Origin of the sequence: Clostridium sp. AF21-20LB, assembly GCF_003478795.1 — a bacterium.
GTDB lineage: Bacteria > Bacillota > Clostridia > Lachnospirales > Lachnospiraceae > Otoolea > Otoolea fessa.
On the sequence record NZ_QUGD01000009.1, the window covers coordinates 65,130 to 79,348 of the forward strand.

15 protein-coding genes and 2 pseudogenes are annotated in these 14,219 nt (G+C 49.7%); all 17 read left to right on the forward strand.

Features of this window, described 5'->3' with window-relative positions; genetic code table 11:
• Positions 1 to 2 precede the first annotated feature (2 nt).
• Complete coding sequence (locus DWX76_RS06750) at positions 3 to 716, forward strand: septum site-determining protein MinC (RefSeq protein WP_118570361.1); 714 nt, start codon at positions 3 to 5, stop codon at positions 714 to 716.
• A 37-nt stretch (positions 717 to 753) separates the two neighbouring features.
• Positions 754 to 1,544 (forward strand): annotated as a pseudogene (gene minD / locus DWX76_RS06755) (septum site-determining protein MinD).
• An 11-nt stretch (positions 1,545 to 1,555) separates the two neighbouring features.
• A complete protein-coding gene (locus DWX76_RS06760; protein ID WP_022359516.1) occupies positions 1,556 to 1,855 on the forward strand; it encodes a cell division topological specificity factor MinE in 300 nt (99 codons plus the stop codon).
• A gap of 28 nt (positions 1,856 to 1,883) precedes the next feature.
• Entirely contained in the window at positions 1,884 to 2,960 is a 1,077-nt protein-coding gene (locus tag DWX76_RS06765; protein ID WP_412694003.1) for an FtsW/RodA/SpoVE family cell cycle protein, read from the forward strand.
• 82 nt (positions 2,961 to 3,042) lie between these two features.
• Positions 3,043 to 3,438, forward strand: coding sequence for a methylglyoxal synthase (locus DWX76_RS06770; RefSeq protein WP_022359519.1), 396 nt, complete (start codon positions 3,043 to 3,045; stop codon positions 3,436 to 3,438).
• A complete protein-coding gene (locus DWX76_RS06775) occupies positions 3,435 to 4,412 on the forward strand; it encodes a D-alanyl-D-alanine carboxypeptidase family protein (protein ID WP_182426208.1) in 978 nt (325 codons plus the stop codon). The genes DWX76_RS06770 and DWX76_RS06775 overlap by 4 nt, the downstream gene beginning before the upstream one ends.
• Before the next feature lie 87 nt (positions 4,413 to 4,499).
• Positions 4,500 to 4,919: a hypothetical protein gene (locus DWX76_RS06780; protein ID WP_022359521.1), complete on the forward strand. Its 420-nt coding sequence runs from the start codon at positions 4,500 to 4,502 to the stop codon at positions 4,917 to 4,919.
• Positions 4,920 to 5,329: 410 nt separating this feature from the next.
• The gene (locus tag DWX76_RS06785; protein WP_118570363.1) at positions 5,330 to 6,085 is read left to right on the forward strand and encodes an aminopeptidase P N-terminal domain-containing protein; all 756 of its coding nucleotides are present in this window, start codon (positions 5,330 to 5,332) and stop codon (positions 6,083 to 6,085) included.
• Positions 5,971 to 6,570 carry a M24 family metallopeptidase gene (locus DWX76_RS06790; RefSeq protein ID WP_243022482.1) on the forward strand — a complete coding sequence of 200 codons (600 nt, stop codon included), beginning with the start codon at positions 5,971 to 5,973 and terminating at the stop codon, positions 6,568 to 6,570. Before DWX76_RS06785 ends, DWX76_RS06790 begins: the two co-directional genes overlap by 115 nt.
• A 2-nt stretch (positions 6,571 to 6,572) precedes the next feature.
• Complete coding sequence (locus DWX76_RS06795; RefSeq protein WP_106999855.1) at positions 6,573 to 7,634, forward strand: M24 family metallopeptidase; 1,062 nt, start codon at positions 6,573 to 6,575, stop codon at positions 7,632 to 7,634.
• 24 nt (positions 7,635 to 7,658) lie between these two features.
• Positions 7,659 to 9,320, forward strand: coding sequence for a peptide ABC transporter substrate-binding protein (locus DWX76_RS06800; RefSeq protein WP_106999856.1), 1,662 nt, complete (start codon positions 7,659 to 7,661; stop codon positions 9,318 to 9,320).
• Between the two features lie 194 nt (positions 9,321 to 9,514).
• Positions 9,515 to 10,105: an ABC transporter permease gene (locus tag DWX76_RS14335; protein ID WP_243015180.1), complete on the forward strand. Its 591-nt coding sequence runs from the start codon at positions 9,515 to 9,517 to the stop codon at positions 10,103 to 10,105.
• Positions 10,060 to 10,434: an ABC transporter permease gene (locus DWX76_RS14340; protein ID WP_243015181.1), complete on the forward strand. Its 375-nt coding sequence runs from the start codon at positions 10,060 to 10,062 to the stop codon at positions 10,432 to 10,434. The genes DWX76_RS14335 and DWX76_RS14340 overlap by 46 nt, the downstream gene beginning before the upstream one ends.
• Before the next feature lie 8 nt (positions 10,435 to 10,442).
• Positions 10,443 to 11,453 (forward strand): ABC transporter permease, encoded by a 1,011-nt coding sequence (locus tag DWX76_RS06810; RefSeq protein WP_227589504.1) that lies wholly within the window; start codon positions 10,443 to 10,445, stop codon positions 11,451 to 11,453.
• A 13-nt stretch (positions 11,454 to 11,466) separates the two neighbouring features.
• Positions 11,467 to 12,558, forward strand: coding sequence for an ABC transporter ATP-binding protein (locus tag DWX76_RS06815; RefSeq protein WP_118293701.1), 1,092 nt, complete (start codon positions 11,467 to 11,469; stop codon positions 12,556 to 12,558).
• Positions 12,542 to 13,515 (forward strand): annotated as a pseudogene (locus DWX76_RS06820) (oligopeptide/dipeptide ABC transporter ATP-binding protein). The gene DWX76_RS06815 and the pseudogene DWX76_RS06820 overlap by 17 nt, the downstream one beginning before the upstream one ends.
• 332 nt (positions 13,516 to 13,847) lie before the next feature.
• Entirely contained in the window at positions 13,848 to 14,192 is a 345-nt protein-coding gene (locus DWX76_RS14990; protein WP_412694004.1) for a hypothetical protein, read from the forward strand.
• Positions 14,193 to 14,219 lie beyond the last annotated feature (27 nt).

Below are 14,219 nucleotides of genomic sequence, written 5' to 3' on the forward strand. Positions count from 1 at the left end.
CTATGAAAAGTTCCGTAGTAATAAAGGGATGTAAGTCCGGTATGACGGTAATTCTGAATCCGGACACCCCCTTTGAACAGTTACTGGAGGATGTAGGGAAAAAGTTTAAAGAAAGTGAAAAATTCTGGGGATCCGCCCAGATGACGCTGACCCTGGAGGGGAGAGAACTGACCCCAATCGAGGAACTGCAGGTGACGGATGCGATTACCGCCAATTCCCAGATAGAGATTCTCTGTCTGCTGGATACTGACGCTAACCGCATCGCCCGCTGTGAAAAGGCGCTGACCGAGCGGTTGATGGAGCTGACTGCCCGGACGGGACAATTTTATAAGGGTAATTTATCCCGGGGCGATCTGCTGGAATCCGATGCGAGCATCGTGATCATCGGGGATGTGGAGCGCGGCGCGCGTGTCAGCGCACGGGGCAATATCGTCGTCCTCGGCACGCTGGCGGGTTCCGCCCATGCTGGGGCGGCGGGAAGTGAGGACGCGGTGATCACCGCGCTGGAGATGTCGCCGATGCACCTTCGGATTGCTGATCTGACAGCCAAAACGCGCAGCCAGGGTAAAAAGATGGGGCGCGGACCGATGATTGCATCGGTATCCGGTGGAAACATTGACGTAGAATCGGTCAAAAAAAAGTTTTTTAGATTATTTTCATTTTATTTAGCGTATTTAATGGATTTAAGACTGGAATTATTCTACTTTTTAGAGTAGAATAAAATGGTAAAACAGAATACAGGAGGATGTTCCTATGAGCGAAGTTATCGTTATTACTTCCGGAAAAGGAGGCGTCGGCAAAACGACAACCTCAGCGAACGTCGGCACCGGGCTTGCCATGCTTGGCAAACGGGTGGTTCTCATCGACACCGATATCGGTCTGAGAAACTTGGATGTCGTCATGGGACTGGAAAACCGGATTATCTACAATCTGGTCGATGTGATCGAGGGAAACTGCCGGATGAAGCAGGCGCTGATTCGAGACAAAAGATATCCTGACCTGTTCTTATTACCTTCCGCCCAGACGCGGGACAAGTCGTCCGTGAGTCCGGGGCAGATGATAAAATTAGTAGAAGACTTAAGAGAAGAGTTTGATTACATACTGCTTGACTGTCCCGCCGGGATTGAGCAGGGCTTTCGCAATGCGATCGCCGGGGCGGACCGGGCGCTGATTGTCACGACACCGGAGGTATCCGCGATAAGGGATGCTGACCGGATCATCGGACTTTTAGAAGCATCCGGGGTCGGGCGTATGGACCTGATCATCAACGGATCCGGAGCGATATGGTGCGCCGGGGCGATATGATGTCGGTGGATGATGTGATGGATATTCTGTCTGTCCCTGTGATTGGCACAGTCCCGGACGATGAGGATATCGTTATATCCACGAATCAGGGCGAACCGCTGGTCGGCATGAATGGATATGCCGGGCAGGCATATTTAAACATATGCAAACGAATACTTGGAGAATCGGTACCATTTATACAGCTTGATGCGTCTCCGGGCTTCTGGTCCCGGATATCCGGCTTCCTCAAACGTGCATAGGAGGGGACGCTATGATTCTGATTGCAGAACTGTTTACGAAAAAGAATTCCGGCGAGATAGCCAGAAAGCGTTTAAAACACCTTCTGACTGCCGATCGGGCGGGCTGTTCGCCGGAACTTCTGGATCTGATTCGCGCAGATTTCCTGAGGAGCGTGTCACGTTATCTGGAGATTGATCCGGGGGATGTGACACTCCGGATTCTGAGGACATCCTCAGAACAGCCGGCGGAGGTATTCCCGGCGGTCTGTGCGTCGGTGCCGGTTCTTACTTTAAGGAGCCATTTACAGCATGATATTCGATTACCAATTTAGAAATTACAACTTTCGAGCCCTCATTTATATGATTCTGCTGAGTGTTCTCGGCATTTTGGTTGTCGGGAGCGCCAGCAATCAGGACCGTTCCTCTGTGATAAAACAGATTATCGGAGTGGTTGTATCCCTGATTATCTGTCTGGTTCTGTCTTTGATTGATTACCATCAGTATTTCCGATTTACCACGCTTATCTATGTGGTCTGTGCCGGAATGCTGGCGGCAGTTCTTTTGTTTGGACGTACCACCAAGGGCGCGACCCGCTGGCTGCGGATCGGCGGGATTCAGATCCAGCCGTCCGAGTTTGTAAAGATCGGTCTGATCCTCATCCTGGCGAATTTTCTTTCCAGAAACCGGGATAAAATCAATGAGCCAAAGACATTGGGGATGACGGCGCTTATCTGTGTCCTTCCGGTCGGCATGGTATATTTACAGCCGAACCTTTCCACCACCATCGTCATCTGCTTCATGATTCTGTGCATGATTTATGTAGCCGGTATCAGTTACAAATGGATTGCCGGTGCGGTGGCGGTTGGGGTACCTGGATTTGCGGCGCTTATCTATCTGTCGCTGCAGGGATTTATCCCGTTTCTCCAGAAATACCAGGCACAGCGTATCATGGGAAAGATTTTCCACAGCAGCAGTGAATTTACGGATCTGAACCGTCAGCAGGATAACTCCATGATGGCGATCGGCTCTGGGCAGCTGCGCGGCAAGGGACTTTTTAACAACACATTAAGCTCCGTCAAGAATGGAAATTTCCTCTCGGAGGAACAGACGGACTTTATCTTCGCTGTTATCGGAGAGGAGCTTGGGTTTGTCGGCGGCGTGGCGGTCATTGCCCTCTATGCGCTGCTGGTGTATGAGTGCCTTTGGATTGCGGCGCGCGCAAAAGACACAGCTGGACGTCTGATTGCATCGGGCATGGCGGCGCTTCTGGCGTTCCAGAGTTTTGCCAACATTGCGGTAGCCACGGGAATCTTCCCGAACACGGGTCTTCCGCTTCCTTTCATAAGCTCCGGACTTAGTTCGCTGCTCAGTATGTTTATCGGAATGGGAGTTGTTCTCAATGTTGGATTGCAACGAAATAACGTAACCGTTCAGTAAGTACATGCATGGACTGTGAAGCTGCATGGAAATTGAATTTTATGGTTATGAAAAATAGGAATCATTAAGGAGGCAGGTATAGATGTATATCGGGTTAATCGCACATGATGCGAAGAAAAAACTGATGCAGAACTTCTGTATCGCATATCGCGGCATCCTGAGCAAGCATGAACTCTATGCGACAGGAACGACAGGCCGCCTGATTGAGGAGGTTACGAATCTGACCCTCCATAAATATCTGCCGGGTCATCTGGGAGGTTCCCAGCAGCTCGGCGCACAGATCGAACACAATCAGATCGATCTGCTGATTTTCCTGCGCGATCCGTTGGCGCCGAAGCCGCATGAGCCAGATGTTAATGATGTTGTCCGCCTCTGTGATATTCACAATATCCCGATGGCGACAAACCTGGCGACGGCAGAGCTTCTCGTCAAGGCGCTTGACCGCGGCGATATGGAATGGCGGGAGATGTACAAATGAGAAAACAGACAATCGGACTTGCGGGCGCACTGATGCTTTGCGGTATTAGCATGCTGACCGGCTGTGGTGCCCGCGGTCTGGAACAGGCATATTCATTTCAAGAACGGGAAGCGCAGATGACGCCAGCGGCAGGTGCCGGGCTGGCGCCCTTTTTTGCGTCTTCTCTCTGCGTACCGGAATCTGCAGACGGCGATATTGCTCCAGATGATGCGGTGACGGCGCAGGCGGGCGCATTGTTTGATGTGACCGACTCCAGCGTTATATATGGTAAGAACATCTATGACCAGATGTACCCGGCGAGCATCACGAAGGTAATGACGGCGATCATCGCGATCGAGGAAGGCAATCTTTCCGATGCGGTGACGGCAAATGACGATGTCGTGATCCGCGAGGCAGGCGCTTCGATGGCAGGCATCAAGCCGGGCGATACCTTTACGCTGGAGCAGCTCTTATACGGACTGATGATTCCGTCCGGCAACGATGCAGCCAATGCAATTGCGGATCATATCGCCGGAAGCACGGATGCGTTTGTGGAGAAGATGAATGCGAAAGCGAAGGAACTCGGTGCGACCCACACGCATTTTGTCAATGCAAATGGTCTGCACAGCACCGACCACTATACAACGGCATATGATCTCTATCTGATTTTCAACGAGGCGCTTAAACTGCCGCTGTTTTGTGAGATCATTAACGCGCAGTCTTATACAGCTGATTATACCGATGCAAATGGAGCCGCAAAACAGCAGGTCTGGAAGGTTGGCAACTGGTATCTGAAGGGAGACCGCGAGGCACCGGAGGGAGTGACTGTCTTAGGCGGCAAAACTGGCACCACACAGGCGGCTGGCTACTGCCTGATCATGGCGAGCGATGGGGACGATGGCAAGGAATATATATCGGTTGTGCTAAAATCTGCAAATCGTCCGTCACTTTATGACAATATGACGGAAATTTTGACTAAAATTTCAAATAAGTGATTGCAATATTTATAAATTTATACTATAATTATTTATACAATAAAAGATTTTACATACAACTTAAATAAACTCAAGGAGGAGATTGTTATGGTTCAGATCATCGCAGGAGCAAAGGGAAAAGGAAAAACTAAATATTTACTCGATATGGCGAACACGGCTGTCAAAGAAGCCAAGGGTTCCGTTGTCTATCTGGATAAGAGTTCCAAACATATGTACGAGTTGAATAACCAGATTCGCCTTATCAATGTACAGGAATATCCGATTGATACCAGCGATGGATTTATCGGATTTATTTGTGGTATTATCTGCCAGGATCATGATCTGGAGCAGATGTATCTTGACAGCTTCCTGAAACTTGCCTGCCTCGAGGGAGCGGATATTGAAGAGACCTACAAGACGCTGGAGACCATCAGTGAGAAATATCATGTAAAATTCGTTTTAAGCATATCCATGAATGCAGCCGATCTTCCAGAGTGCGCGAAAGAAAGTGTTGTAGTATCTTTATAAGAGATTCAAAATGAACGAAACCGCAGCTGTCAGCGCAGGGCGGAGACAGGAGACTGTCCGATTCATCTGAAAAAGGAGAATTGGATGGTCTCTTTTTTTTCTAATTTTCTAGTTTGGGCTCAAAATCATCTTTCCACATTTTCATTGAAATGCTTCTTTTGCAGGTACCACCTTTGGGAAAAAATAGATATGCTTTTACATTTTTTCAAAACTGAAAGGATTTCCTATCATATATATGAATTTTTTGCATTAAATGAAAAAATTACAAAATATACTGAAAAATAATTGTAAAAATTTGATTTATACGGTATAATGACACATGTCGGGAGACAAAGGATTATGATACATCTATTTGTGAGATAGATACAAAAGTATACGGAAATCATTTAAAAGACAGGAAGGAAAATACTATGAATGCAGAATTTTACCAAGGGAACCGACAGCGGCTGTATGACAGCCTTCCGGATCACACCCTGCTTCTCCTGTTTTCCGGTTCTTCCATCCGAAAGACAGCCGATGAAAATTATCCGTTTTATGCCGATCGGAGTTTTCTCTATCTGACCGGCATCGGGCAGGAACACACAGTCCTGATGGCAGAGAAGGACGGAGAAGAGGTACAGGAAACACTTTACATACTTCCGCCGGATATGCTGGCCGAGCGGTGGACCGGGAAACGGTTCACACCGGAGGAGGCCAGGGCGCGATCCGGGGCCGCGCAGATCGCATCGAGCGGCGAGTGGGAAAACCGTCTGAAACTTCTGATGCGGAGCGGACGGTTTGAGCGGATTGCGATGGATCTGTATCGGCACGATCCGGAGGATGCAGATACCGAGAGTATCCGGATGGCACGGAAACTTAGAAAGTGGTACCCGGCAGCCACACTCACGGATATTTCCCGTCAGATACGCCGCCAGCGCACCATCAAGCAGCCGTGTGAGATCGAGGCGATGCGGGAGGCAGTCAAGATTACAAGGGACGGCATTCTGGCGATGATGAAGGCATCAAAGCGGGAATGTACGAATACCAGTATAAAGCCGAATTCGACTACGCACTGGCGCAGCGCGGATGCCTTGAACCGGCATTTCCGAGTATCATTTCCGCGGGAGCCAATAATTTCTGTATTCACTATTATGAGTACACAGGGCAGGCGAAGGACGGCGATATGATTCTCAACGACGTAGGCGCCCAGTACGACCACCTCTTCAATGATGTATCGCGCGGTTGGCCGTGCAACGGAAAGTTTTCCGAACGGCAGCGACTTCTTTACACATGTGCATACCGGACTTCGCAGCACATGTTCTCTATCATCCGGCCGGGAATGAAGATGGCAGACGTGGACCGGCTGGCGAGGGAATACAATTTCGAACAGCTCAAAGCGATCGGCTTATGTGACCGGTATGAGGATGTCGGCAGATATATCTGGCACGGCGGCGCCCACCATGTTGGCTGGGACACACATGATCTGGTCGATGTCGATATCGTAGAGCCGGGTATGGTTTTCTGCGTGGATATCGGCATCTACTGCGAGGAATGGGGCATCGGCTTCCGCCTCGAGGATAACTGCCTGGTAACGGAGGATAGCTGTGAGAATCTGACAGCATCCATCCCCAGAACGATAGAGGAAATAGAATCAGTGATGGGAGGAGAGTAAGCATGGAACAGTTACTTGCGTATATGCAGAAAGAGCACCTGGATGGCATGTTCATCAGCCGCCCGGTCAATGTAAAGTATGTCAGCCATTATACCGGCGAAGATTCCTGGCTTTTTATCACGGAGCAGGAAAAATTCTTTCTGACAGATCCGCGCTACACCGAGCAGGTTTCCTATGAGTGCCCGGATTACACAATTTTGAACTGGAGAGACACCTACGGTTCCATCGGAAAGGCACTTGCCTACGCGGCGGAAAAGGTTGGGGCAAAGACGATCGGCTTTGAAGCAGCCCACCTGACCGTTGAACAGTACCAGAACCTCCAGTCGGAGGTAAAAGCAGAGCTGGTACCGGCGGACGGCATCATCGAGGAGTTCCGCTCCATCAAGAGGCCGGAAGAGATTGAGTGCCTGCGTATCTCCTGTGATATTGCTTCAAGGGCATATGAAAAGATCCAGAAGGATATCCGGGTCGGCATTACCGAGAAAGAGCTGGCGGCGCGTTTAAGCCTCTATATGGTTCTGGAGGGCGCGGATACACAGCCATACGGCAATATCCTCATCTCCGGTGCGAGAACATCCCTGCTTCATGGAATTCCGTCCCAGAAGGCGATTGAATACGGCGATCTGGTCCTGATGGATTATGGATGCCAGTATCATGGTTATTTATCTGATATGACGCGTACTCTGGTAGTCGGACGCGCAACGCCGAAGCAGAAGGAAGTATACAAGATTGAGCAGCAGATGGTCGCTGCGGTGGAAGGATTCTTAAAAGATGGGGTTTCGGCATCGGATGCATATTATGAATCCACGAAGATCATCGAGGGGACCGAGTATTTTCCATATCACTACACAGGAATCGGACACGGCGTCGGCATGTTTGTCCATGAGATTCCATTTATGAGCCCTGTTTCTAAAAATATCGTGCATGCCAATAATGTCATGACCGTGGAACCGGGTATCTATATTCCAGGATGGGGCGGTATCCGCATTGAAGATCAGCTTCTCATCACGGAGACAGGCAATGAAAACCTGATCAGCGCCACAAAGGAACTGATTGAGCTTTAATAAAAAAGGACAAGGAGGAATATTATGAGAAAAAACAAACTACTTGCACTGGGATTAGCTGCACTGATGGCAGCGAGTGTAGCGGGCTGTTCCACTCCGAGCGCTTCGGTGGATGATACGAAGGCAGCGGAATCGGGAAGTGACAGTTCCCAGAGCGCAGCAGCGGGCGAAAAGATTTTCCGTTATTCCAACACGGCGGATATCGCGACGATTGACCCTGATAAGACAAACTCGGTAGCAGACGCGACCGTCTCCTATCATATCTATGATGGTCTGTACCGCAACGTACAGGGCGAGCTTCAGCCGGCAACCGCTGAGAGCTATGAAGTCAGCGATGATGGTCTCGTATATACTTTCAAACTCCGTCAGGATACAAAGTGGAGTGATGGACAGACTGTTACGGCTAAGGATTATGAGTACGGTATGAAGCGTCTCTGCGATCCGGCAGCAGCCTGCCCTGCCAGCTATCTGGGGGCTGTTTTAAAGAACGGTGCCAAGGTCAGTGAGGGTGAACTTCCGGTGGATGAACTGGGAGTCAAGGCACTGGATGACTTTACCCTGGAGATTACGCTTGAGAATCCGGCTGATTACTTTGTCAGCATGACAAGCATGAGTGCATTCATGCCGGTACGTGAAGACCTGGTTGAGAAATATGGCAATGAGTTCGGCGGAAGTGCCGATAAACAGGTTTACAATGGACCGTTCGTTGTAAGTGAATACAGTAACGGCAAGGTAGAACTGACGAAGAATCCAGATTACTATGACAATGAAAAGATCAGTCTGGACGGCGTTGAGATTCTGACCGTAGCCGATCAGACTACCGCTGTTTCGATGTTCGATGCAGGCGAGCTGGATCTGGCAGAGGTTCCAACCGAGCTGGCAGCGCAGTATGAGGGCAAGACACAGTCCTACTACAACGGCGCAGACGATTATGCGGCACTGAATCACCGGAATAAATATCTGGCAAACAAGAACCTGCGTCTGGCGATGAACTACGCAGTCAACCGTGAAGAATACATTCTTCTGACCCACAATGGCTTATATCAGGCTAACCAGAGATATGTGCTTCCGCAGGTTCGCGGCGTGGACGGTGAGTACGGCACCGAGTATCCGTTAGAGGCATTCCCACTTCAGGGTGATATGGATAAGGCAAAAGAGTATCTGGATACGGCATTATCTGAATTAGGTCTTTCCAGTGCTTCTGATATTTCCCTGAAACTGGTTGTATCCGATTCTGACACAGCGAAGAAAGAGGCAGAGGTTGTTGCAAACCAGTGGAAGAACAACCTGGGTATCAACGTAGATATCAACATGGTTCCGTACGCAACGAAAAACGCACTCCTGGTTCCGGACAGTGATGAGTACGATATCATCATGAGCGGCTGGGCACCGGATTACTCTGACCCGTACAGCTACCTGGAGCTCTGGTACAGCACCTCCGGCTACAACTACTTAAATTACCACAGTGATGAATACGATAAGTACATCGACGCTTCCAAGACAACTTCCGGTAAAGAGCGTATGGACAATCTGTTCAATGCAGAGAAGACACTCCTGGAAGACGGCGCACTGGTAGCGCTTCAGTTAAGAGAGGTTCCGTATATGGTATCTGACCGTGTACAGAATCTGGGCGCATACTTTGTTGGACTGAACTATGACTATATGTATGTGGACATCACAAACTAATCCATCATCTATCCAAAACATATTGAAAAACCTTAGAAGATGATTGAAGCACCTGCGCTTCAGGATCCGGCAAAGCGGCTGGATTTCTGAAGCGCAGTACATATCCGGTGGCTGCCTGGCGGATGAATGAGCCGTAACCGGCGGCCGGAACAACCGGATTTGGGATGTTCCCGTAGTTAAAGGAGCGTGAACCTATGAAAAAATATATACTGAAGCGGGTGGGAATATCCATTGTGACTGTGTTTGTTCTCGTATCCGTTGTATTTTTCCTGGCAAGGCTGATGCCGGGCGGACCGTTCAATGATCCGAAAATGTCAGCAACCGCAAAGGCCAATTTAAGTGCCTACTACGGATTCGATAAACCTTTACTCCAGCAGTATCTGACATATCTGAATAATCTGATTCATGGAAATTTCGGTTTTTCTACCAAATATCCGAGCCGTACCGTCAATGACCTGTTAGCAGGCGCATTTCCGTATTCGGCAGACCTTGGTATCCGCGCATTATGTTTTGCGATTTCCTTTGGTCTTGTATTTGGTATTATTTCTGCATTAAACCGTGGCAATAAAATTGATTTAATCTTTGTGATTGTAGCTGTATTTGGTACAAGTGTCCCGGACTTTATCATGGGCGCGCTGCTGCAGCATTTCTTTGCAGTCAAATGGGGGCTGTTCCCGATCGCGCAGTACAAGGCTTCGCCTACACGATCCTGCCGTCGATCGGACTGGGATTCTACACGATGGCATCCGTCTCGCGTATCATGCGTGCGAGTATGCTGGAGGTAGTCCAGCAGGATTACATCAAGACGGCGCGCTCGAAGGGCATTTCCAAGTTCCGTGTGACCTGGAAGCATCAGATCCGGAACGCGATCATGCCGGTTGTTACGATCCTCGGTCCGACGGTAGCAGCCGTTCTGACCGGTACATTTGTTATCGAGTCCCTGTTTGCTATCCCCGGCATGGGTAAATATTATGTTGAGAGTGTGCAGAACAACGATTACTCCCTGATCCTTGGCATGACGGCGTTTTACGGCACATTTCTGGTATTCTGCAACATGGTAGTTGATATTCTGTATGGCGTGATCGATCCGAGAGTGCGGATCGGCGGAAAGTAGGTGGCAGTATGGGTGAGATGAAAATGAAAGATGGAAATGTGCTGCCTTCTGAGAATTCCGGCGCAGCAGCAGGCACATCCGAAAACCTGACAGATGGACGCACGATTACCCGCGACAAGTTTGAGATGGTAGGTAAAAATATTGAAAAAATGGAATCGATCTCCCGACCAAGCCTGACCTTCTGGCAGGAGGCGTGGAGACGAATCCGGACAAATAAGGCGGCATATTTCAGTCTGATTCTGTTGATTGCATATGGACTGTTAGCGATCTTTGCACCGATGTTCAGCCACTACGGATTTGACCAGCAGGATGCCTACTCGATGAGCAAGGGGATTTCAGCAGCTCATTGGCTGGGAACCGACTCTCTGGGGCGTGACCTCTGGGTACGTGTTTGGATGGGCGCGCGTGTTTCTTTGACGATCGGTCTTCTGGCAGCCCTTTTAAATACTGTAATTGGTACAGTGCTGGGCGGTTTCTGCGGCTATTATGGCGGCAAGTTTGATATGATCGTCATGCGTATTATCGATGTTATTTATGGTATTCCATCTCTGATCGTCTGTATTTTGGTTATGGTAGTATTAGGTTCCGGCGTTAAGAGCTTAATCATTGCAATGGTTATTGTTGGATGGACGGGAACCTGCCGTTTTACCAGAGGCGAAGTATACCGCTTGAAAGAGCAGGATTTTGTACTGGCAGCCCGCGTCATGGGCGAGTCGGCGTTCACAATCATCGTGCGTGAGATCATCCCGAATATCATGGGTCTTCTGATCACAAACCTGACAATGGCAATCCCGAGCGCCATCTTCCAGGAGGCGTTCTTGAGTTATATCGGTCTCGGCATTTCCCCGCCGCAGGCAAGCTGGGGCGTTCTGGCAAAAGAGGGAACCCGTATGATGACGGCAGCGCCGCATATGCTGTACGTGCCGGCATTCTTTATCTGTACAACTGTACTGGCGCTCAACCAGCTTGGAAACGGTCTGCGGGATGCATTTGATCCGAGACTGAGAGGAACGGAATAGGAGGTAGGAGACAATGGCTAAAAATATATTGGAAATCAAGAATCTGACCTTCTCGTTCCATACATACGGCGGCGTGGTAAAATCCGTCCGGGATGTCAGTTTTAATGTACGCGAAGGCGAGATTCTTGGAATTGTAGGCGAGAGCGGATGCGGCAAGAGCGTTACCTCCCAGTGCATTTTAAAGCTCAACCCGGAGCCGCCGGGATTTTTTGAGGGCGGTTCGATCAAGTATAAAGGCGAGGAGATCATCACCAAGACAGACCGAGAGATGCGGAAAATCCGCGGTGTGGAGATTGGATTTATCTTTCAGGATCCGATGACCTCGTTAAACCCGACCATGACGGTTGGAAAACAGATCGAGGAGGTTTTTGTCGGACGGAAGGGGATGACCCGGGCAGAAGTCAGGGAACGGGCGCTGGAGATCCTGCGTCTGGTCGGCATTAATGAGCCGGAGCGTCGTTATAAACAGTATCCGCATGAGTTGTCCGGCGGTATGAAGCAGCGTGTCATGATCGCGATCGCGCTGGTTGGCAAGCCAAGCATCATCATCGCGGATGAGCCGACGACCTCGCTGGATGTAACAATCGAGGCACAGATCCTGGATCTTCTGAAGGAACTGCGCGATAAGATGAACACCTCGATTATCCTGATTACCCACGATCTCGGAGTTATCGCCAAGATGTGCGATCGCGTGCTTGTTATGTACGGCGGCAAGGTGGCTGAAAAAGGAACGGTTGATGAGATCTTCTATGAGACGGCACATCCGTACACGGCAGGTCTTATCAAATCAATCGCTACGCTGGATACCTCCAAGAATCAGAAGCTGGTGCCCATCGACGGAACACCGCCGGATCTGTTCGCACCGCCGAAGGGATGTCCGTTTGCAGCGCGCTGTGAGTTTGCGATGAAGGTCTGTTATGAAGAACAGCCGGAATTTCACAGGCTTTCAGACGAACATACCTGTGCATGCTGGCTGCAGCATGAGTATGCGCCGAAGGTGGATATCATGAAGGGGCTTACTGAGGCACAGAAACAGGAAGAAGAGAAAAATGTTGCGGCACTGCCGGAAGAGAAACGGAGGGGACACCATGGCAAAACGAATTGATAGGAGCACACCCTTGTTTCAGGTCACCGATCTCTGCCAGTATTTCAATGTCGGCAGGGGTAAGGTGCTGAAAGCAGTCGATCACGTGCATTTTACGATTTATAAAGGAGAAACGTTAGGTCTGGTAGGCGAGAGCGGATGCGGCAAGTCCACGACGGGACGGTGCCTGGTAAAGCTGTATGAGCCGGCAGCAGGCACGATTACCTATAAAGGAAAAGATATTTTTAAATACACCCGTGAAGAGGAAAAAGCATTCCGCAAAAATGTGCAGATGATCTTCCAGAATCCACATTCCTCCCTAAACCCGCGTATGACGGTCAAGGATATCATCGGTTCCGGCATGAAACTGCATGGACTGGCGACGGACAAGGATGTGGATCAGAAGGTAGAGGCGATCCTGAAGCGCGTCGGTCTGAACCGCGACCATATGTCCCGTTTCCCGCATGAGTTTTCCGGCGGTCAGAAACAGAGAATTGGTATTGCCAGGGCATTAGCGGTCGAACCGGAGTTTGTAATCTGCGACGAGCCGATCTCCGCACTGGATGTTTCGATCCAGGCGCAGGTTTTAAATATGTTAAAAGAACTGCAGGAAGAAATGGGACTGACCTATCTCTTCATCGCACATGACTTGAGCGTCGTTAAATACATTTCTGACCGTGTCATCGTTATGTATCTGGGAACGATGGTTGAATTTGCCGATTCTGAAGAGCTGTATGCACACCCGCTGCATCCGTACACGCAGGTGCTTCTGTCCTCAATTCCGGTTGCGGATCCGAAGCTGGTGCGTGAGAAGAAGCGTATCATGGTCAAGGGCGAGATTCCAAGTCCGATCAACCCGAGGACTGCTGCCGTTTTGCCGAGAGATGTCCGTATGCGACGGAGGAGTGCCGGGCGAAGCTGCCGGAACTCCGGGAAGTGACGCCGGGGCATTTTGTGGCTTGTCATATGGTAAAGTAAATTAAATAGATTCGTGAAGGCGTCGAAGCTGACGGGGACAGGACAGCCTGGCTTCTCAGACTTATCATTGTTCGCTTGCTTTCGCTACAGATGCTCGCCTGATGCGGACTTACATCCGCCTCATTCGGACATCTGTGCTCAAAATGCGTACAATTTGATAAGCTGAAAGCCAGACCGCCCTGTCCTCGTCAGCTTCTTAGTTTTTTGGCTAATTGAGGGAGTAATTGTAGACATTGATCGCCGACTGGTGTAAAATATTAGTTAGAATTTTTTTAAAATTATGGCTGAATTTGGAAAATTTTAACGATATATAACAGAAAGGTGGATTTTCTATGCAGTACGATTTTGATACACCGATCGATCGGACCCATACTTGGTCGATCAAGCATGATTTTAAGAAAGAAAATGGGAAAGCGGATGATATTCTGCCGCTCTGGGTGGCGGATATGGATTTTCGATCGCCGGACAGCGTGGTTGAAGCGCTGAAAAAGGCAGTAGATCACGGGATTTTCGGTTACAGCCGGGCAGATGAGTCGTACTTTGATGCGGTGGCAGCGTGGTATCAGAAACGCCATCATCTGACTCTGCAGCCGGAGTGGATGACCTGCACGCCAGGTATCGTGTTTGCACTCTCGATCGCAGTGCGGGCTTTTACCCAGGAGGCGATGCGGTGTTGATCCAGCCGCCGGTCTACCATCATTCAG